14 protein-coding genes and 1 pseudogene are annotated in these 19,916 nt (G+C 59.7%); 9 read left to right on the top strand and 6 right to left on the bottom strand.

The window, feature by feature from the left end; translation table 11 throughout:
• Positions 1-5: 5 nt before the first annotated feature.
• The gene (locus KW839_RS00715; RefSeq protein ID WP_218423070.1) at positions 6-1,037 is read left to right on the top strand and encodes an NAD(P)-dependent alcohol dehydrogenase; all 1,032 of its coding nucleotides are present in this window, start codon (positions 6-8) and stop codon (positions 1,035-1,037) included.
• Positions 1,038-1,110: 73 nt separating this feature from the next.
• Here the strand turns inward: KW839_RS00715 and KW839_RS00720 are convergent, their stop codons facing one another.
• Positions 1,111-1,884 (bottom strand): helix-turn-helix domain-containing protein, encoded by a 774-nt coding sequence (locus tag KW839_RS00720; RefSeq protein ID WP_060542138.1) that lies wholly within the window; start codon positions 1,882-1,884, stop codon positions 1,111-1,113.
• Between the two features lie 125 nt (positions 1,885-2,009).
• On the opposite strand from KW839_RS00720, the gene KW839_RS00725 reads away from it, so the two are divergent.
• A complete protein-coding gene (locus tag KW839_RS00725) occupies positions 2,010-3,230 on the top strand; it encodes an MFS transporter (protein ID WP_218423071.1) in 1,221 nt (406 codons plus the stop codon).
• Between the two features lie 2 nt (positions 3,231-3,232).
• On the opposite strand, the gene KW839_RS00730 is transcribed toward KW839_RS00725, so the two are convergent.
• The 3 genes and pseudogenes from KW839_RS00730 to KW839_RS27465 all read right to left on the bottom strand — a co-directional run.
• On the bottom strand, positions 3,233-3,856 hold the full coding sequence (locus tag KW839_RS00730; RefSeq protein ID WP_218423072.1) for an NIPSNAP family protein: 624 nt from the start codon (positions 3,854-3,856) through the stop codon (positions 3,233-3,235).
• Between the two features lie 195 nt (positions 3,857-4,051).
• Positions 4,052-4,507 (bottom strand): YMGG-like glycine zipper-containing protein, encoded by a 456-nt coding sequence (locus KW839_RS00735; RefSeq protein WP_218423073.1) that lies wholly within the window; start codon positions 4,505-4,507, stop codon positions 4,052-4,054.
• Positions 4,508-4,644: 137 nt separating this feature from the next.
• Positions 4,645-4,807 (bottom strand): annotated as a pseudogene (locus tag KW839_RS27465) (flavodoxin family protein); the annotation flags it as partial.
• A gap of 226 nt (positions 4,808-5,033) precedes the next feature.
• On the opposite strand from KW839_RS27465, the gene KW839_RS00740 reads away from it, so the two are divergent.
• Entirely contained in the window at positions 5,034-6,125 is a 1,092-nt protein-coding gene (locus KW839_RS00740; RefSeq protein WP_218423074.1) for an RHS repeat-associated core domain-containing protein, read from the top strand.
• A gap of 286 nt (positions 6,126-6,411) precedes the next feature.
• Here KW839_RS00740 and KW839_RS00745 read toward each other — a convergent pair whose 3' ends face one another.
• Positions 6,412-7,338 (bottom strand): helix-turn-helix domain-containing protein, encoded by a 927-nt coding sequence (locus KW839_RS00745; protein WP_218423075.1) that lies wholly within the window; start codon positions 7,336-7,338, stop codon positions 6,412-6,414.
• A gap of 161 nt (positions 7,339-7,499) precedes the next feature.
• On the opposite strand from KW839_RS00745, the gene KW839_RS00750 reads away from it, so the two are divergent.
• The 6 genes from KW839_RS00750 (at position 7,500) to KW839_RS00775 (ending at position 15,729) form a co-directional block, all read left to right on the top strand.
• On the top strand, positions 7,500-8,858 hold the full coding sequence (locus tag KW839_RS00750; RefSeq protein ID WP_218423076.1) for a glutamine synthetase family protein: 1,359 nt from the start codon (positions 7,500-7,502) through the stop codon (positions 8,856-8,858).
• A 224-nt stretch (positions 8,859-9,082) separates the two neighbouring features.
• Positions 9,083-10,171 carry a polyamine ABC transporter substrate-binding protein gene (locus KW839_RS00755; protein WP_060542144.1) on the top strand — a complete coding sequence of 363 codons (1,089 nt, stop codon included), beginning with the start codon at positions 9,083-9,085 and terminating at the stop codon, positions 10,169-10,171.
• The gene (locus tag KW839_RS00760) at positions 10,168-11,475 is read left to right on the top strand and encodes an FAD-binding oxidoreductase (RefSeq protein WP_060542145.1); all 1,308 of its coding nucleotides are present in this window, start codon (positions 10,168-10,170) and stop codon (positions 11,473-11,475) included. The genes KW839_RS00755 and KW839_RS00760 overlap by 4 nt, the downstream gene beginning before the upstream one ends.
• A gap of 254 nt (positions 11,476-11,729) precedes the next feature.
• Positions 11,730-13,238 carry a PLP-dependent aminotransferase family protein gene (locus KW839_RS00765; RefSeq protein WP_218423077.1) on the top strand — a complete coding sequence of 503 codons (1,509 nt, stop codon included), beginning with the start codon at positions 11,730-11,732 and terminating at the stop codon, positions 13,236-13,238.
• Positions 13,239-13,349: 111 nt separating this feature from the next.
• Positions 13,350-14,420 (top strand): sugar phosphate isomerase/epimerase, encoded by a 1,071-nt coding sequence (locus tag KW839_RS00770; protein ID WP_218423078.1) that lies wholly within the window; start codon positions 13,350-13,352, stop codon positions 14,418-14,420.
• Positions 14,421-14,463: 43 nt separating this feature from the next.
• A complete protein-coding gene (locus KW839_RS00775) occupies positions 14,464-15,729 on the top strand; it encodes a nitrate/nitrite transporter (protein WP_218423079.1) in 1,266 nt (421 codons plus the stop codon).
• Between the two features lie 141 nt (positions 15,730-15,870).
• On the opposite strand, the gene KW839_RS00780 is transcribed toward KW839_RS00775, so the two are convergent.
• Positions 15,871-19,878 (bottom strand): response regulator, encoded by a 4,008-nt coding sequence (locus tag KW839_RS00780; protein ID WP_218423080.1) that lies wholly within the window; start codon positions 19,876-19,878, stop codon positions 15,871-15,873.
• Positions 19,879-19,916 lie beyond the last annotated feature (38 nt).

Genomic DNA, 19,916 nt, shown 5'->3' on the forward strand with positions numbered 1-19,916 from the left:
GTTCAATGAGCGACAGTTGCGAACTCACTACTTTCACTGGCTGGGCTGCAACGGCGGCCGGCGGGCCGTTGCAGCGACACAGCTACGACCCTGGCCCATTGGGCGACGAAGAGGTCGAAGTTGCAGTGGAATACTGCGGCGTGTGCCACTCCGATCAGTCGATGATCGATAACGAATGGGGCATCAGCAAATACCCCTTTATCCCCGGCCACGAGGTGGTCGGCACTATTGTGCGGGCGGGCTCACAGGTACGCGGCCTCAAGGCGGGCCAGCGGGTGGGCATCGGCTGGTACAAGGGCAGCTGCATGCATTGTTCCTCCTGTATCGAAGGCTCCCATCAGCTTTGCAACACTGCCAAGCCGACGATCATCGGCAGCAACGGCGGCTTCGCCGATCGCTTGCGTTCGCACTGGGCCTGGGCGCTGCCGATACCTGCCAGCCTCGATCCAGCCATGGCCGGCCCACTGTTTTGCGCAGGTTCCACGGTGTTCAACCCGCTGGTGGAGTTCGACGTCAAACCGACCGACCGGGTCGGCGTGGTAGGCATCGGCGGGCTTGGTCACCTGGCCCTGCGTTTGCTCAACGCCTGGGGCTGCGAGGTCACCGCCTTCACCTCGTCGTTGAACAAGCAGGACGAAGCCAGGCGTCTGGGCGCGCACAATGTGATCGCCTCGACCGACAGTAATGCCCTGAAATCCATTGCTGGCACCCTCGATTTCCTCCTGGTCACTGCCAGCGCCGACCTCGACTGGTCCGCCATGCTCGCCACCCTGCGCGGCAAGGGTCGCCTGCACTTCGTGGGCATCGTGCCCAGCGCCATACCGGTGGGCGTGTTCGAACTGATCCCAAGGCAGAAGAGCCTGTCCGGTTCACCGGTCGGCTCGCCGGCCAACACGGCGAAGATGCTCGAGTTTTGTGCGCGTCATCAGATTTTGCCGCAGGTCGAGATGTTCCCCATGAGCCGGGTGAACGAAGCCATCGATCATCTGCGCAGCGGCAAGGCGCGTTATCGCGTGGTACTGGACGCCAGCAAATGACCGCCAGGCGCGGCGGGTCAAACCGTCCGCGCCTTGTGTGTCGATACTTCCATTACAGGAAAATGGCTTTTGACTACCTGAAAAAATCACTGGGTGTCTTACCGAACTGTTTCTTGAACATCGTCGTGAACGCACTGGGGCTGTCGTAGCCGAGTTCACCGGCGACGTCGATGATCTTTTCCCCGACCGCTATGCGCTCCAGGGCCAACAACAAGCGCGACTGCTGGCGCCATTGGCCGAAGGTCATGGCGGTTTCCCGGTGAAATCTGCGCTGGATGGTTTTCTCGTCGACACCGAGTCGTGAACTCCAGTGCGCCAGGGTCGAACCATCTCCGGGATTACGCTGCAACGCGTCGCAGATGGTTCTGATGGCCGGATCGGTGGGCTGTGGCAAGTTCAGTGGCAAGGTCGGCAGGATCGTCAACTCGTCCAGGATCAAGCGCATCACCCGGTCCTCCCGCGAATCCACTGCGAAGGATGGCGCGAAATCCACCGAGACCTTGATCAATTCGCTCAGCAGCGCGGACACTCTGACCGCCTTCGGTTCGGCTGGCAGACCCAGGCAATCGTCAGGACGCACAAACACGCTGCGCATCTTGATCGCACCGACACAGCGAATCGAGTGAATATGCCCGCTGGGCATCCAGATGCCACGGCTGGGTGGTACCGTCCACTGGCTCAGCGCCGAGTGCACCACCATCACACCCTCGATGGCGTAGATCAGTTGATGTTTTTCATGGCAATGCGGCTGGATCACCCAGTCTTCCGGGTAGTCGGTAGCACTGCTACGAACACTCCAGTCGCCTTGGTCGATATCAGCCAGAAGTTTATTCAACGGAATGATAATTTCGCCCTTTTTGCGATAGTCAGCGCCTCAATTGCGCGAGACGGGCAGAGCTTCGGCCCTTAGGATAGCGCCAAACCCCCAAAAAACGGCAGCGCATTTGCGCTTTTTTGTCTGGAAGCTCGCCCATGTCCACCAGCCTTACCGCGTCTCCCACCGCCACCACCTCGGTTTCCAGCCAGGCCAGCCCGCTGGTCATGCGCGTGATCGGCGCCTGTGCCCTGGCGCACCTGATCAATGACCTGATCCAGGCCGTATTACCGTCGATTTACCCGATGCTCAAGGTTAATTACGGTCTGACCTTCACTCAGGTTGGCCTGATCACCCTGACCTTTCAACTGACCGCGTCACTGCTGCAACCCTGGATCGGTTTCTACACCGACCGCCATCCCAAGCCTTGGTTGCTGCCAGCGGGGATGGTGTGCACCCTGATTGGTATTGTGATGTTGTCGCTGGTCGGCAGTTTTGCGGCCATTCTCGTGGCGGCAGCGCTGGTGGGCATTGGCTCCTCGACCTTCCACCCGGAGACGTCGCGAGTCGCCCGGCTGGCATCAGGCGGACGCTACGGTCTGGCACAGTCGACTTTCCAGGTGGGCGGCAACGCCGGCAGTGCCTTGGGCCCGCTGCTGGCCGCGGCGATCATCATTCCCTACGGCCAGGGCAACGTCGCCTGGTTCGGTCTGTTCGCAGTGTTCGCCATTCTCGTGCTGTACGGACTGAGCCGCTGGTATCGTAAACATCTGGACCTGTTCAAGCTCAAGCAAGGCGGTAAGGCGACCCATGGCCTGTCCAGGAGCCGGGTGACCTTTGCCCTTGTGGTACTGGCGATGTTGGTGTTTTCCAAATACTTCTACATGGCCAACTTTACCAGCTACTTCACCTTCTATCTGATCGAGAAGTTCGACCTGTCGGTTGCCAGCTCGCAGCTGTACCTGTTCCTGTTTCTCGGTGCGGTCGCGGCGGGCACTTTCTTCGGTGGCCCGATCGGCGACCGGATCGGCCGCAAGCAGGTCATCTGGTTTTCCATACTCGGTGCAGCGCCCTTCACCCTCGCCCTGCCCTACGTCGACCTGTTCTGGACCGCCGCACTGAGCATCATCATCGGTTTCATCCTCGCCTCGGCTTTTTCGGCCATCGTGGTCTTTGCCCAGGAACTGGTCCCCGGCAACGTCGGCATGATCGCCGGGGTATTTTTCGGCCTGATGTTCGGCTTCGGCGGCATTGGCGCTGCGCTGCTGGGGTACTTGGCGGACATCCACGGCATCGAGTACGTGTACACGCTCTGCTCGTTTTTGCCGCTGCTGGGGATTTTGACCATCCTGCTGCCGTCTACCCGCGCTGCCCACTGAAGTCACTGCAGCGCAGAGAACGTCGCCGGAAGGTAAATTGTCGAGCGCATGTCGCGCAGCTGCGGGCCGGAATTCTCCGGTGGCCAGACACCGTCGGTGACTGCCTGGGTGCGCACTTGCAGGCGCTGCTCAAGGGTCTTCCACGGCCAGATATGCAGGTAGCGCGGCAGGCAACCGTCGGTGGCGTAGAAAGCTGCGTACACCGGCGAGTACTGCTCGGCGGTTCGCGCTTCAATGGCTTTGCGCCAACCATCGAGCGTGGGCTGCAAGCCGCTGCTGACCAGGTCGTACACGCGCATTTCGTAAAATGGCCCGTGCTGGCCAGCAGCCAGGGGCTCGAGGAAGGGAAACAGGCTGTAGTTTTCGATACGCAGATCGGTGATGAATTCGTTGGCACCAAAGCCGCCGCCGTCCAACAGGAAGCGCTCGCGTTCGGCTTGCCTTTGCTGTTCATCGGCAAAACCGCGCAGCACAGCGATCTGATTCAACTGGCCAATCTCCGAGGCCCAGCAGCCCATCAACACGCCACCGACCTGCGGACCTTTGAGCGCGGCTTCGATGCGCACCAGTGCCTCGGCAACCGTACGCACACGTACGGTCAACGTGATCAATTCAAACAAACGCATAGCGACTCCGGCAGTTGGGCGTTCTCTATAGGAAGCCTATGTCAGAGCCCGGGGGCTGGATATTGAGGCAATCACCGTCGAATACGGCGATTGCCCTAGTGCTCTAGGTAGTTTCTTCAGCGTGCGGCGGTTGAAAGGTCTAACCGGTGGCCTGTCGGTATTGCCGCGGCATTGGTCGGCCACCGTGGCAAAGGCTCAAGGATTGATCTGATATCCCTTGCCCTGCAAGCAACTGTTATAGGCCGTGGTGGTGTTCGCCGCCGAGGTTTTCTCCTGCTCCCGGCGATCCTGGCGTTGACGCGATCCGCCGACCACGACACCGGCTGCTGCGGTTTCCTTGGCGCGGTCCTGCCGATAGTCCTGTTTAACATCATCGTCAACGCGGTCATAGGCATCGTCATGTTGATTGCCGCGCACCTGTGCCGCAGTTGCGCCGGCGGCGGCACCTACGGCAGCACCCTTGACCCTGCCACCGGAAGTCGACGAGGTAGTCGACGCGCTCTGGCTGGCGGCAATGCTGTTGCATTCGTTCATGTCTGCCTGGGTTTGCTGGGAACTCTGGCCTTTCAACGGTACCACCGTCGCAGCCCAACCCGGGGCACTGAAAAGCGACAATGCAACGCAAAGACCGAGTGGCGAAAGCCTGTTCATGATGACCTCCAGAGGGGCGTGGTTCACATGGACAGATTGTAGTTCAGCTCTCAACCGGCATCCGGTTTCCGGTCGGCCTTTTGCGCCAACAATGCCAGTCTCGGCGATTTCAGTGTTTGCGGATCTCGACTGATCTACGGCACATGCCACGCCAGAAACGGCGTTGGCACATCGAAGCCTACGTAGGCCAGCGTCCACGCAGAATCGGCCGCGGTATATCCCCCTGCGGACCATGAATCGCTTCGTCATCGTACATATGCTCGCGGCCGCCAACGTCACGGTCACCAGCGCCCTGTTGCCCTGGGCTGCCGGGGCTTTTAGATCAAAACATTCTCTGTAGGAGCGAGCCTGCTCGCGAAAAACCTGAGGGTGCCACGGGTATTCAGGAAACCCGAGTTATCGTTGACGTCCATCGCGAGCAGGCTCGCTCCTACAGGAGTTCTGGACTATCAGTTCTGCTAGTACCCAGCCACGCCAATCCAGCTGATACTCGATCCCTCCCAGACCTGAAAGTTCGGTGCGCCCAATGACCAAACCAGAGCTGCTCATCCAATACACCTACGACGCGCTGGATAAACTGGCCAGTCTCAATTCAGACAGCTCGAAACGTCATCGTTTTTACAATTCAACGCGACTGGCCACCGAGACACAGGGTGCTACTGGATATTCCATCGTCCAGCACGATAACTTCCTGTTGGCGCAGCAAAAGCACGAACACAACACGCCGAATACCACGTTACTGGCCACCGACTTGCAACGTTCGGTGCTGCAAACGCTCAACAAAGACACCAAACGACAAGCCATCACCTACTGCCCCTATGGGTATCCGTCTGCGATGAGTGGTTTGCTCAGTTTGCTGGGGTTCAATGGCGAACGGCCGGACCCGGTGACCGGACATTATTGGTTGGGTAATGGCTATCGGGCTTTTAATCCGGTGTTGATGCGATTTAATAGTCCGGACCGTATAAGTCCGTTTGGGAAAGGCGGATTGAATTCGTATGCATATTGTCTAGGAGACCCAATCAACCGAGTCGACCCGAATGGGGAGGCGCCAATTTGGGTGTTTTCTAAAACAGCACGGACTATAACAGTATTTCGTGAACTAGGGCACTCTTCCTGGAACCTAAAGCCGAATATAACTAACAAAGTGGCGAGGCGAATGGTAGCAAAAATGAACCGTGCCGAAGTTAGAATCGAGAAAAAAAGTCGTGCTATAGCCGATTTCGTCATGCTCGACAAGCAAGACAATTACAATCCGCTCCCAAAACCAATGACCGATCTTAAAACCCGTGCGATGAACGCCATTCTTTCTGATAAAGAATTTGACTTTACACAGTTGCCACAACCCCTAAAGGATTTCAAAGATTTCGTCGACGCACAAAACAAAAAATTACCTAAAGCGTTCTACAAATTAATTACCCACACAGATAACCCTTACGTGATAACTGATTCGATAGACTCACTTGCACGGGGCAGACTTTACGACAGTTCAATTGATGCACCTCCACCCATCATAGAATTTGCACACAAATACAACGAGCGCATATTTATCATGCGGCAGGCCGTATATAACCTCTCAACTAAAAAACTCAATATACTTTTATCTATACGGCAGTAGAGGTAGTTCAAATGTTACGTTTCATTTCTGTGCGTTGAATCCATCAACAAATCACTTCGTCAATCAGTCATTGACAAGGCTTGATTGACGCAGCATATATAAAGCTACTCATCGAACCGCAACAGCTTCGCAAACAACAGCGACTGTTCGTCGAACCGGGCACGGTCCAATATCGGTAGCAGCCAAGACGTGACAATCCAGTGGAAATCGTTACGAAGCTGGTCACCGCTGCGGCAACCGGACAATGTTGATGATGTGGTGGACTGCTGATTACTCCACCGACCTTCTAGCGCCGCCTGCTCGATTGCACGGCGCTCGCGCGTTTGAGGGTGTCACTCGGCAGTTCCTTGAACAGCGCGCGGTAGCTGCTGGAAAACCGGCCCAAATGCCAGAACGACCAGTTCATCGCCACTTCGGCCACAGTGGTTTGCGTCGGCGTGCAACTGAGCAACTCGCGGCGGGCGCTGTTCAAGCGGCGCAGGCGCAGCCATTGGGTCGGGGCCATGCCGGTGTAGGTCTTGAAGGCATGCTGCAACTGGCGCAGTGAAACCCCGGCAACCTGGGACAGTTCCAGCAGGTTGAGGTGTTCTTCCGGAGTATCCGCGGCCCATTCCCCTACCCGTTTCATGATCGCCCGCTCCCCCGCCCGGCGCTGCAACGCGCCCTGGTCGAGACACACGCAGGCGTTATCGAGGATGAACAGGCAGTCTTCCAGCAATTGCTCGGTCAGGGCTTCGCGGCTCGGCGGGTCGAAGGTCTGCGACAGGCGCGTGAGGGTGCCGCTGAGCCAGCGACTGAACAAGGCATTCTGCCGGGAGTTGAGCGGCGCCAGGAACAAGCCTTCGAGTCTGGCCATGTCCAGGCTGTGCCGTTGCACGAACTGCGGGCCGAACACCACGGCAATTTCCTGATAGTTCTCCGGGGTGATCCAGATATTTCGGCTTTCGCCATTGAGCAGGTACAGCGCGTTGTCGCTGCGGTCGAAACAGAACGCCAACGAACCCTGGGGTGCGCTGAAATTCTGCTCGACCCGGGTGTTCATGGACTCTTCGTAAATCTCCACGCCCTGCAGGTCCAGATAGCGAATCTGGCCGGCGAAATGCCCCGGCGACATCTGCTGGTAATGCTGCACCCAACCCGGCGTGGCGCGGATCTGCTCGGCGACATCGGCGGTGTTGAACGCTTGGACCTGTAGCGAGTTGCAGGTTGTCATGGGCGACCCTGCGCACTCTTTTGGTGCGCTTTGTGCTGGATAAAGTGGATAGATGGAACGGCAAGGCTCGCCCAAGATAGTCGTCAACGCGCTACAGGGGAAGTGCCCGAAAGATGAAATCGGCTTGCCCTGGCGTTAATAAAACCAATAACGAGGTCTTTATGAATGCCCCTTTCGATCAGCTGTTCACATGGCTGAAAGATCACAAGATTACCGAAGTCGAGTGCGTCGTCAGCGATCTGACCGGCATTGCACGCGGCAAAATCGCACCCACCAACAAGTTCCTGCATGAGCGAGGCATGCGCCTGCCGGAAAGTGTGTTGTTGCAAACGGTAACCGGGGACTTTGTCGACGACGACATCTACTACGACCTGCTCGATCCGGCTGACATCGACATGGTCTGCAAGCCGGTGTCCGACGCCGTCTACGTAGTGCCATGGGCGATCGAGCCGACGGCCATCGTCATCCACGACACGTTCGACAAATTCGGCAACCCGATCGAACTGTCGCCGCGCAACGTGCTCAAGAAAGTGCTGCAGCTGTACACCGACAAAGGCTGGAAGCCGATTGTCGCGCCGGAAATGGAGTTCTACCTGACCCAGCGCTGCGAAGATCCAGACTTGCCGCTCAAGGCACCACTGGGCCGTTCGGGCCGTGCGGAAAGCGGACGTCAGTCGTTCTCCATCGATGCCGCCAACGAATTCGATCCGCTGTTCGAAGACGTCTATGACTGGTGCGAACTGCAGGGCCTGGACCTCGACACGCTGATCCACGAAGACGGCCCGGCGCAGATGGAAATCAACTTCCGTCACGGCGATGCCCTGGACCTGGCCGACCAGATCACCGTATTCAAACGCACCATGCGTGAGGCGGCGCTCAAGCACAATGTCGCGGCGACCTTCATGGCCAAGCCGGTGGGCGATGAGCCGGGCAGCGCGATGCACATTCACCAGAGCGTGGTCGAGATCGCCACCGGCAAGCCGATTTTCGCCGATGCCGATGGCAACATGAGCGAACTGTTCCTGCACCACATCGGCGGCCTGCAGAAGTACATCCCGAAATTGCTGCCGATGTTCGCGCCGAACGTCAATTCGTTCCGCCGTTTCCTGCCGGACACCTCGGCACCGGTCAACGTCGAGTGGGGTGAAGAGAACCGTACCGTCGGCCTGCGTGTGCCGACTTCGAGCCCCGATGCCATGCGCGTGGAAAACCGTTTGCCGGGGGCCGACGCCAACCCGTACCTGGCGATCGCCGCCAGTCTGTTGTGCGGTTACCTGGGCATGATCGAACGCATCGAGCCAAGCGCAGCCGTTCAGGGTCGTGCCTATGAGCGCCGCAACCTGCGCTTGCCGATCACCATCGAAGACGCCCTGACCCGCATGGAAGAGTGCGAAACCATCGGCCGTTATCTGGGCGACAAGTTCGTGCGTGGCTACGTCGCGGTCAAGCGCGCCGAGCACGAGAACTTCAAGCGGGTGATCAGTTCGTGGGAGCGGGAGTTCCTGATGCTGAGCGTTTAAAAAACAATGCTCCCCATGAGTCCGCGTTCCCCTGTGGGAGCGGGCTTGCTCGCGAATGCGGTGTGCCGTTCAACATAAGTGGTGACTGATCTGGCCTCTTCGCGAGCGAGCCCGCTCCCACATCTGGAATGCATTCCCCTGAGGGAGCGAGCTTGCTCGCGAAGGCGGTCGCCCCAACGCCAAAGAATCACCTGAAAAAGCCAATAACTCCAAGAGGTGTCGATATGCGTCTATTGAAAACCATGTTCCCGATCGCACTGGCCGCGCTGTTCAGCGCCGGTGCCCAGGCTCAGCCAACAGTCAGCGTCTACAACTGGACCGACTACATCGGCGAAACCACCCTCGCCGACTTCCAGGCCAAGACCGGGATCAAGGTGATCTACGACGTCTTCGACTCCAACGAAACCCTGGAAGGCAAACTGCTCGCCGGTCGCACCGGCTATGACGTAGTGGTGCCTTCCAACCACTTCCTCGCCCGTCAGGTGAAGGCCGGCGCGTTCCTCAAGCTCGATCGCGAGCAACTGCCGAACTTCAAGAACCTCGACCCGAAACTGCTGGCCCTGCTGGAGAAAAACGATCCGGGTAACGAGCACTCGGTGCCGTACCTGTGGGGCACCAACGGCATCGGCTACAACGTCGACAAGGTCAAGCAGGTACTGGGCATCGACCGCATCGACTCCTGGGCCGTGCTGTTTGAACCTGAGAACCTGAAGAAGCTCAGCCAGTGTGGCGTTTCGATGATGGACTCGGCGGACGAAGTCTACCCGGCGATCCTCAACTACATGGGCATGGACCCACGCAGCGAAAGCCCCGAAGACTACAAAAAGGCCGAAGCCAAGCTGCTGACCATCCGCCCTTACATCACCTACTTCCACTCCTCCAAGTACGTGTCGGACCTGGCCAACGGCGACATCTGCGTGGCCTTCGGTTATTCCGGTGACGTGTTCCAGGCCGCCAACCGCGCCAAGGAAGCCAATAACGGCGTGAACATCGCCTACTCCATTCCCAAGGAAGGCGCCAACCTGTGGTTCGACCTGCTGGCCGTTCCTTCCGACGCCAGCAATCCGAAAGAAGCGCACGCCTTCATCAACTACCTGCTGGACCCGCAAGTGATTGCCAAGGTCAGCGCGGCGGTGGGCTACGCCAACCCGAACCCGGCCGCCAAGCAATACATGGACCCTGAGCTGGTCAACAATCCCGAGGTCTACCCGCCCCAGGAAGTGCTCGACAAGCTCTACATTTCCACCACCCCGCCCCAGTCGATCATGCGTCTGATGACCCGTTCGTGGAGCAAAGTGAAGTCCAACAAATGAATCAGTACACCAACGAACACACCCAGTCCTATTACGCTGCATCGGCCAAAGGCATGGCACCACGCCCTGCCCTGGCCTCGGACCTTGAGGCAGATGTCTGCGTGATCGGCGGTGGCTTCACCGGCGTCAACACCGCCATCGAACTGGCCCAGCGCGGGCTCTCGGTAGTGCTGCTGGAAGCCCGGCGAATTGGCTGGGGCGCCAGCGGGCGCAACGGCGGCCAGTTGATTCGCGGCATTGGTCATGACGTCAGTGGTTTTGCCAAACATGTTGGCACCGAAGGCGTGCGTTACCTTGAGCGCGCCGGCATCGAATCGGTGCAACTGGTGGGCGAGCGCATCCGCGAACACGGGATCGATTGCGACCTGCGCTGGGGTTTTTGCGAGCTGGCCAATACACCGGCGCATTTTGCCGGGCTGAAGGCCGAACACGCACAACTGCTCGAATCAGGCTACGCCCATGAAACCCGCCTGGTTGAAGCGGGACAGATCCGCGAGCAGGTGGTGAACTCCGCTGTGTATGCCGGTGGCCTGGTGGACATGGGTTCGGGGCACTTGCACCCGCTGAACCTGGTGCTCGGCGAAGCGAAGCTCGCGCAGTCCCTTGGCGTACAGATCTTCGAGCAGAGCCCGGTGCTGGAGTTGATCCATGGCAGCACGGTGCAGGTACGCTGTGCCGGTGGCACCGTGCGCGCCGGCAGCCTGGTCCTGGCCTGCAACGCCCATCTGGAGGAGCTCGAACCCAGACTCAGTGGCAAGGTGCTGCCGGCCGGCAGCTACATCATCGCCACCGAACCGCTGTCCGAGGAGTCTGCCGCGCAACTCATTCCGCACAACGTTGCGCTGTGCGACCAGAAAGTCGGCCTGGATTACTATCGGCTCTCGGCGGACCGGCGCTTGTTGTTCGGTGGCGCCTGCCACTACTCCGGCCGCGACCCGGCGGACATCGCCGCCTACATGCGCCCGCAGATGCTCAAGGTATTCCCGCAACTGGCGAATGCGCGCATCGACTACCAATGGGGCGGCATGATCGGCATCTCTGCCAATCGTTTCCCCCAGGTCGGGCGCTTGAGCCAGCACCCCAACGTGTACTACGCCCAGGGCTACTCCGGCCACGGCCTGAACGTCACCCATTGGTGCGCCAAACTGTTGGGCGAAGCGATCCACGCCGGTCACAGCAAAGGCTTCGACGTGTTCAGCGGCGTGCCACACATGACGTTCCCCGGCGGCCGGGCACTGCGTTCACCACTGCTGGCCCTGGGCATGTTGTGGTACCGGATGCGCGAAATGCTGGGTGCCGGCTAGCCCGCAACGCTTCCTGTGCGCACCTCACCGCTGCGCACATAGCGGGCGATGAGCACGCCGGCAGCGCCCGGGATCGCAGCGATCAGCAGGGGGGCGCGCCCTGATGGATAGTCGAACGAGGGACCGTGAAATCGACAGTGCGATGGGCAATGCCAGCGGTAGATGACTTATCCAGCGGCTCTCGATACCCTTTCGTACCCAGTTGCCTGACAATGCTCCAGGTCAAAACCACAATCCGGCAAGACGTACGAATCATGAAATCCTCCGCAGGTTTGCTGTTGTCAGGTATCGAACTGGATCCTGCCAGCGCGATTCCCTTGTACCGCCAACTCTACTTGCAGATTCGCAAACAGATTCTCAGTGGAAGGATTCAAGGCGGCGTGCGCCTGCCATCGACCCGGACCTTGAGCAACGAGCTGAAGCTTTCGCGAATCACCATTCTCAATGCATTCGATCAACTGATTGCCGAAGGTTTTCTGACCTCGCGTACCGGGGCCGGCACCTATGTCGGCAACGAGTGGGAGAACCGCGGTAGTGCCGACGATCAGCCGCAGCCCCCGCCTCCTCGGCTGTCTGACCTGAGTCACTCCATGCTGTCTCTGCGCAGCAGTCACTTTCAGGGCGTTTCCTATGAAAGCTGGGCTGCGCAGACACCGACCTCGTTCCTGCCCAGCCACAGCGCCTACGACGCATTCCCGCAAGCGGTGTGGAAGCGCCTGATGAACCGCCACCTGCATAAACCGACCAAGGCCCTGCTTGGCTATGGCGAACTGCAAGGCTTGCAGAGCCTGCGCCAGGCCATTGCCGAGTACGTCTTTGATGCCCGTGGCATCGACTGCAGTGCCGGGCAGGTGGTGATCGTCTCCGGCGCCCAGCAAGCCTTTAACCTGCTGGGCATGCTGCTGCTCAATCCACAGGACAGCGTGTGGATGGAGGACCCGGGGCATATCGCGGCGCGCATCGCCTTCCAGGCCCAGGGTGGTCAGGTGGTACCGTTGCGCATCGACGATCAGGGTATTGATGTCGAACAAGGCCTGGCCCGGTGTCCCGACGCCCGCCTGGCGTTTACCACACCTTCGCGCCAGCATCCCTTGGGCATCACCATGAGTTCCGCCCGACGCCAGGCCCTCATCGATTGGGCTGCCCGCAACCAGAGCTGGATCATCGAGGACGACTGCGACAGTGAGTTTCGCTACAACGGCCGTCTCCTGCCTGCGCTCTATGCCATGGACCAAGGGGCCAGGGTGATCTACGTCGGAACGTTCAGCAAAGTGCTCTTCCCTTCGCTACGACTGGGTTACGTGATACTGCCGCAGGCCCTGATCGAACCTTTCTGTACCCTGCGTGCGGTCATGGATCGCAGCCCTCCCACACTGCTGCAGGCAGTGACGGCGGACTTCATGGACGAAGGCCACTTCATCGGCCATATACGGCGCATGCGTGCGCTGTATACGGCTCGTCAGCAAGCCTTGGTCGAACAACTGCAGCAGCGCCTGGACGGTTTCTTCAAGGTCACTGCGGTGGACGCCGGCATGCACTTGATCGCCTGGCTGCCGGCGCATCTGGATGACGCAGCCATCGCCAGGGAACTGGCCCAACACAATATTCACACCTATGCCTTGAGCGACTACTGCCTCGAACATGTCCTGCCGCCCGCGCTGCTGATCGGTTTTGCCAGCACACCTGAAGATCAGGCCAGGGAGCGAGTCGAGGCACTTGCCCAAGCCTTGAGCAACATGGGCTATCTGCAAAAGGCCACTTGAGCAAGACAAGTGGTCTTATGATTTAACTGATAATGGATCTATCGAGAGTTCCCGGCTGGCGCGATAAAGGCTGCGCCGGCAGACCCGGCGTCTGAACCAGGAACGACTCGAATGAACAATAAGATCCAGGAACGTTTCAATGCCTTGCTCAGCCACAAGGTTGTCGAGACCGACGCACCGCCAGTACTGACTCAAGCGCTGGCTCGCCAGCTGCTCGACCGCCTGGGCCAACTGCGCCTGTTTGCCCATGCCTATCCCCTGCTGACCAACCTCACCCACGGTCGCGTCAAGCCGGCCGACCTGTTGGACTTCGCCTATCGCCACGAACTGCAGGGTCTGAGCCTGCATTTGCTCGACGGCGAGGAAAACAGCTTGAGCCAGATGACTGCCGGGCAACTCCAGGCGTTTGCCGACAAGGCCCGCGGGCTCGAACTGGACGTGCACCTGGAAATCAGCAGCACGCGCAAACAGGACGTCGATCAAGTGATCGCCATTGCCAAGGCCGTGGGCACCCGCAACATCCGCGTCTACTCGCGCTACGAAGGTGCGCTGTCGCGGGTCATGGACGTGATCGAATCCGACCTGCATTACCTTGCCCGGCAAGCTGACGAGCATGACCTGTACTTCGATTTCGAACAGCACGAGGAACTCAAGAGCGCCGAGATCGCGCAACTGCTCAACCGTCTCAATCACCCTCGCCTGCATGCCTTGTTCGACTTCGGCAACATGATCAATGCCTGCGAGCAGCCCCTGCAGGCCCTTCGTACACTGGCGCCGCACATTCGCCAGACCCACCTGAAGGGCGTGCGCATCGTCCCCGAACTCAACGGCTTCGGCCATTACGGCGTGCAGCAAGGTTGCGCCGAAGATGACCTGCCCAACGCGCGCATGTTGTTCGAACTGTTGATGCTCGGTGAAACAACCCCGCAAGTGATCGCGTTCATCCTCGAACAGGAAAATCACTACGTGGCTCCGGCGTTCCGGCAGACCGATGAAGCTGCCGACCCTTTTATCGCTTACCGGGAAATGAGTGATACGCCGCTGCCATCGGGTTACTCGCTGGAGCGAATGCTGGCTGACGAACACCGCTGGGCGAACAACCAGGTCGCTTACGTAAGAAGTCTGCTGGCGGAGTTTCGAACTCTGGCCGAATTGACCCTGGCCAACCCTTCGACGCATTGACCTGACACGCAACAGTGATTACCAATTCGCCTGGAGTACAAAAATGACAACTCGTGACAAGGCCAAATGGCTCAGATTCCTGATTCTCATCCTCGGTGGCGGCACCATCTACAAGCTGGCAAACCTCAAGGATGCCTTTTATGTGCCCATGCAGGAATTCATGGGCCTGAGCCACACGCAAATCGGCTTGCTGCTCAGCGCCAATGCCATCATCGCCACCGCGCTGTTTGTCGTGGGCGGCATGCTGGCGGACCGTTTCGATACACGAAAACTGATTCCTCTGGGCCTGCTCGGCACCGGCAGCCTGGGGCTCTACCTGGCGACCTTCCCGCCCTTCAACAGCCTGCTGATTGTATTTTGCCTGTTGGCGGTCTGCGCCGATTGCCTCTTCTGGCCATCGCTGCTCAAGGCCATCCGCAATCTCGGCGACGACAAGGAGCAAGGCCGGCTGTTCGGTCTATTGGAAGGTGGCCGTGGTGTCATTGATACCCTGGTCGCCTTCTCTGCGCTGGGAGTCTTCGTCGCCATGGGTTCCGGGGAAGCCGGGCTGAAGTCGGCGATTGCGTTTTACTCGGTCATCGACATTCTGGCCGGAATCCTGACCTGGATCCTGCTCAAGAGCGGCACCGCACAGTCGGCTGCCAAGCCGAAGAACGGTTTGGCGAACCTGCTCGAGGCGGTCAAGGTGCCGGGCATCTGGCTGGTCAGCCTCAACGTGTTCATGGTTTACATCGTCTACTGCGGCTTGACCTATTTCATTCCCTACCTCAAAGAGATGTATGGGCTGCCGGTGGCACTGGTAGGCGCCTACGGCATCATCAATCAGTATTTCCTCAAGATCCTCGGCGGCCCGGCCGGAGGTTTTATCGCCGACAAGCAGTTCAAGAGCACCAGTCGTTACCTGAAATGGGCGTTCCTGGCCTTGCTGCCGCTGATGGGCGTGATCCTGCTGATCCCCAAGAGCCCCAGCTTCATCTACGCGGGCATGGCCGCCACCCTGTCCTTCGCGCTGATTGTCTTTTCCATGCGCGGCGTGTTCTGGGCACCCATGGGTGAAGTGGGCATCCCTCAGCACATCACTGGCTCGGCGTTCGGTATCGGTTGTCTGATCGGCTATGCACCGGGCATGTTCGCTTACGTGATCTACGGCGCGATACTCGACCATTTCCCTGGACAGCAGGGCTACAACTACGTGTTCAGTCTGATGAGCGTATTGGCCGTTATCGGGTTCATGGTGTCCAGCCTGCTGTATCAGGCTGTGCGCAGCAACGCCTCGACCTCAGCTGAAGTGGGTGTGGCGCAAGCTTGAGCTTGGCCCTGTTGAACTGAAACCGGCGGGCCAGGTGCTATGCACATTGCAGCACCTGGCCAACCAACGCTGGCAGATCAGCGCTGGCAGATCAGTCTTGCCAATCAGCCCGGCTATACGCCTGTTTCGCCGGCGGGAGGATCAGGACAGCGTTTCCAGTAATTCCAGTGCCTGATCGAAATCGAAGCTCTCGGCTTGCCGGACAACCCGATGCAACTGCTCGACCACCCGAGGGCCTGACGCCAGCCCCTGCAGTTTGTGCAAGGCAGTCAGCACCTCGGTGTCACTCTCGGCCAGCAGGTATCGGACGTGGGCCAATTGCGTGTGCCATTCTTTGTCCAAAGGTGGCGTGGCAGATGAATCCAGAGACGAGGTCGGTTCGTTCAGCGCCGACAATCCTTCCAGCACCGGTGTCAGACAGCGTTCGACTTGCTCCAGTCGCTGTGCCAGTTCCTGCTCGTCTGCTCCCCTCTGGCACGCCAGCTCCAGGGCGCTGGCCGCCTGCGCCACGTCCAGGGCACCGATGTTGCCCGCCGTACCGCGCAAGGTATGGGCCAGCCTGGCCGTTGCCGAAGGATCACTTTCATCCTGGGCTGCGAGGAACGCAGTGGAGAAATCCTGCTGGCTGGCGTGAAACTTGCGCAGCAGGCGCAGGTACAGTTCGACTTTGCCCATGCAGGTGGCAAGACCCGCCTGCAGATCAATACCAGGGAGGCTGCCGGGCAAGCCCGTGGTCGGTACTGCAGTGACCGGTGAAACTTCGGTCGCGGGTGTACTACGGCCCGCCCGCGGATGTATCCACCGGGCCAGAGTGGCGAACATGTCTTCGATGTTCAACGGCTTGGAGATGTGATCGTTCATGCCGCAGGCAAGCGCCCGCTCGCGGTCCCCGGCCATGGCATTGGCGGTCATGGCGATCACCGGCAGCTGCGCCCAGCGTGGCTGCTCGCGTATTCTGGCGGTAGCGGTGTAGCCGTCCATCACCGGCATTTGGCAGTCCATCAACACCCCGTCGAAGTCGGCGTCTCGCTCCAGTTGCTCGAGCGCCTCTGCTCCGTGGACGGCCAGACACAGCTCGATTCCGGCGCTCTCGAGCAGTTCACACGCCAGTTCCCGGTTCAGGTCATTGTCCTCCACCAGCAGCAGTCGCGCGCCACGCAGGCTGGCCATGACGCTGGCGCTCTGGCCGAGCCGCGCGCTGGCCCGGGTATCGCTGAGGGGGATCTTGCCGAGCATCGCGCACAACGACTCAAGCAAAGTCGACGGAGTGACTGGCTTGGTCAGCACCATCGGCAATTGAATGTCATGCCGGTCGGCCTCTAAGCGCATCTCCTCGTTACCAAACGCGGTGACCATGATCACTTGAGGCGTTTGTACCATTTTGGCGGCATGCATCTGCCGCACCGTCTCCACACCGTCCATGCCCGGCATGCGCCAATCCATGAGCACCAGGTCATAGGGCCGTGCCTTGGTTTGGGCCTCCTGCAGCATGCTCAGTGCCACTTTTCCGCTGTGTGCGACGTCGACCTGGACGCCGAAACTGCGTGCCATGGTGGAAAGAATCTCGCGGGCGCTGGCATTGTCGTCGACCACCAGCACACGGGTGCCGACCAATTCGTCGGCGGTCGCCATGCGCCGCAACTGGCCTTCGCGTTGCACGCCCAGGCTCACCTCGAAATGAAAAACGGAGCCTTGACCCGGCTCGCTCTCGACCCAAATATTACCGCCCATCAGCTCCACCAGATGTCGGGAGATGGCCAGGCCCAACCCGGTCCCGCCGTACTTGCGCGTGGTAGAGCTGTCGGCCTGGCTGAACGGCTGAAACAGGCGTGAGCATTGCTCGCTGCTCATGCCGATGCCGCTGTCACGCACCCAGAAGTGTAACTGCGCCTGCTCCCCTGCACCGCCGCACTGCTCTACGCCGAGAACGATCTCGCCCTGCTCGGTGAATTTCGTCGCATTGTTGCCCAGGTTGACCAACACCTGGCCCAGGCGCAATGGGTCGCCGATCAACGCGGTCGGCAGTTTGGCTGCGATGCTGAACAGCAATTCCAGGCCTTTGTCCTCGGCTTTGAGGCCAATCATGCTGGCAAAGCCTTCAAGCACGTCCTCCAGGTGAAAGGGAATGTGCTCCAGATGCAGCTTGCCGGCCTCGATCCTTGAGAAATCGAGGATGTCGTTGATGATGACCAACAAATACTCTGCCGAGCGATGAACCTTTTCGATGTAGTTGCGCTGGCGCGGGTCAAGATCGGTGCGCAATGCCAAGTGGCTCATGCCGATGATGGCATTCATCGGTGTGCGGATCTCGTGGCTCATGGTCGCCAGGAAGTTGCTCTTGGCCCGAGTCGCCTCTTCTGCCGCCTCGCGTGCGCGTTGCACCTCGGCCTCGGCGGTCTTGCGCTCGGTGATGTCAAAGTACCAGTTGGCCCCGATGCCCAACTCCCCCAGTTTGAGCGTGACCGCCGAAACCAGTACTTCCAGGTGTTCACCGGCGGCGCACTGCAGGCTGCCTTCGAAGTTCAGCACCGTACCCTGGGCTGCCGCGGCGAGGAAACTTTGGTGTGCCTGCGGGTCAACCCAGAACTGCCCCGGGTCCGTCGCTTCAAGTTCAGCGAAGCGGACCCCGAACAAGCTTTCGAACTGCGGATTGCAGTAAGTCGGACGGCCATCGGCACCTCTGATCACCATGGCCACCGGGCTGCTGTCGAGCACTGCGCGCAGCTGTGCCTCGGTAGCACGCAACGCCGATTGCTGGGACTCGAGTACCTTTGCCTGCTCCTTGAGTTGCAACGCCTGTTCTGCGACTTCACTGGCCTGGCGACGAGTTTCTGCCAATAGCGACTTCACCGCCTGATTGCGCTCCATGATCGCCATGGCCGCAGCCAGGCGAGGGGTGGCTTCATGCAACAGCTGCATCTCGCGCTCGCCTAACGGCGCCAGTGCGGCAAGCTCCAGTACCCCAAGCAACCGCGCACCATGCACGATCGGTTGCAACAGCATGCAACTGGCCACGGTCTCGCCAAGCGGTGTGTGCAGACGCCGGTAATACTCGGGCGGCGCCTGAAACTGTCGCGGCTGACGGTCCACCGCGCACTGTCCCAACAGCCCATCGCCGAAGAGAACCTGCTCCTGCGGTGGTCGCTCGGCATCGGTGGCATAGCGTCCCATCAGCAGTAACTGGTCGCCGTCTTCCTGGGCACTGTACAACACCCCCTGGCAGACTCCGTGCAGGCCGGCCATGTGTTGCAGGAATACCTGCGCCAGTTCGGCGGGCGTTTCGGTCTGCTGCAGATCGACCTGCAATTGGGCCGTATGCGCCTTGATCCAGCGCTGACGCTCCAGTTGTTGGGACTCGGTCTGCAATTTGGCGATGGCCCGCGCCAGGTCGCCGGTTTCATTGTTCAGATCAGTGTGGGGAATCGGCTGATCGAGTTGTCCGGCGGCCAACTGATCGACCGCAACCCGCACCCGGTTGAGCGGATTGCGAATCGACTGGCTGACCAGCCAGGACAGCAGCAGCGCCAGAGACAAGCCACCGAACAACAGGACGTAGGTCAGCCGGGTACTGCGTTCGGCGTATTCGGCAATATCCTTGGCCGTGTCACGGATCGAGGCTTCCTTGATCTGGGCGATGGCGTACAGGAGGGTGTCGGCTTGCCGGGCAATCTGCTGGAACTCGTTGCTGTTGACCAGCGACTGCGCCTGGGTCTGCTTGCCCTGGTTAATCAACAGGGACGCCTGTTCGCCATAATGCTGCAACCTTTGCAGCAGCATGTCGAACTCGGCCAGGCGCGCCAGGTTCTCCGCGAGCCTGAGCGTCACTTTGGCGCGCGCCAAGGCCTTTTGCAGACGGTCCTGGAATTCCCTCAACTGCTGCAGCGATTCGACCCGCAACTGTGCGCTGTCGGTGCCTACCGCACGCTGCAGCGCTTGCATCATATGCGGCAATTGCACCCGAGCTTCCTGCAAGTGCTCCATGCCGACCAGTTCCTGCAGGTGGAGGTTTTGCATGTCCTGCTTGAGCGATTGCTGGGTCCGCAGGCTTTGTGCACCAAGCACCAGCACCAACACCAACAGCGCCGAAAACCCCAGGATCAGTTTGTGCAATAGCGCGAGGCGCTCAAGCAGGGTGCGCAATCGAGCCATGACCTATCCTCGTAAACCTGAAAAAAACACTGGCAAAG

This window comes from Pseudomonas sp. PDM31 (assembly GCF_019218965.1).
In the GTDB taxonomy this organism is placed as follows: domain Bacteria; phylum Pseudomonadota; class Gammaproteobacteria; order Pseudomonadales; family Pseudomonadaceae; genus Aquipseudomonas.

What these genes read in the sequence shown, in the direction of transcription:
- KW839_RS00715 (WP_218423070.1), top strand. Translation starts at nt 6, where the DNA reads ATGAGCGACAGTTGCGAACTCACTACTTTCACTGGCTGGGCTGCAACG.
- KW839_RS00725 (WP_218423071.1), top strand. Translation starts at nt 2,010, where the DNA reads ATGTCCACCAGCCTTACCGCGTCTCCCACCGCCACCACCTCGGTTTCC.
- KW839_RS00730 (WP_218423072.1), bottom strand. Translation starts at nt 3,856, where the DNA reads ATGCGTTTGTTTGAATTGATCACGTTGACCGTACGTGTGCGTACGGTT.
- KW839_RS00735 (WP_218423073.1), bottom strand. Translation starts at nt 4,507, where the DNA reads ATGAACAGGCTTTCGCCACTCGGTCTTTGCGTTGCATTGTCGCTTTTC.
- KW839_RS00740 (WP_218423074.1), top strand. Translation starts at nt 5,034, where the DNA reads ATGACCAAACCAGAGCTGCTCATCCAATACACCTACGACGCGCTGGAT.
- KW839_RS00745 (WP_218423075.1), bottom strand. Translation starts at nt 7,338, where the DNA reads ATGACAACCTGCAACTCGCTACAGGTCCAAGCGTTCAACACCGCCGAT.
- KW839_RS00750 (WP_218423076.1), top strand. Translation starts at nt 7,500, where the DNA reads ATGAATGCCCCTTTCGATCAGCTGTTCACATGGCTGAAAGATCACAAG.
- KW839_RS00755 (WP_060542144.1), top strand. Translation starts at nt 9,083, where the DNA reads ATGCGTCTATTGAAAACCATGTTCCCGATCGCACTGGCCGCGCTGTTC.
- KW839_RS00760 (WP_060542145.1), top strand. Translation starts at nt 10,168, where the DNA reads ATGAATCAGTACACCAACGAACACACCCAGTCCTATTACGCTGCATCG.
- KW839_RS00765 (WP_218423077.1), top strand. Translation starts at nt 11,730, where the DNA reads ATGAAATCCTCCGCAGGTTTGCTGTTGTCAGGTATCGAACTGGATCCT.
- KW839_RS00770 (WP_218423078.1), top strand. Translation starts at nt 13,350, where the DNA reads ATGAACAATAAGATCCAGGAACGTTTCAATGCCTTGCTCAGCCACAAG.
- KW839_RS00775 (WP_218423079.1), top strand. Translation starts at nt 14,464, where the DNA reads ATGACAACTCGTGACAAGGCCAAATGGCTCAGATTCCTGATTCTCATC.
- KW839_RS00780 (WP_218423080.1), bottom strand. Translation starts at nt 19,878, where the DNA reads ATGGCTCGATTGCGCACCCTGCTTGAGCGCCTCGCGCTATTGCACAAA.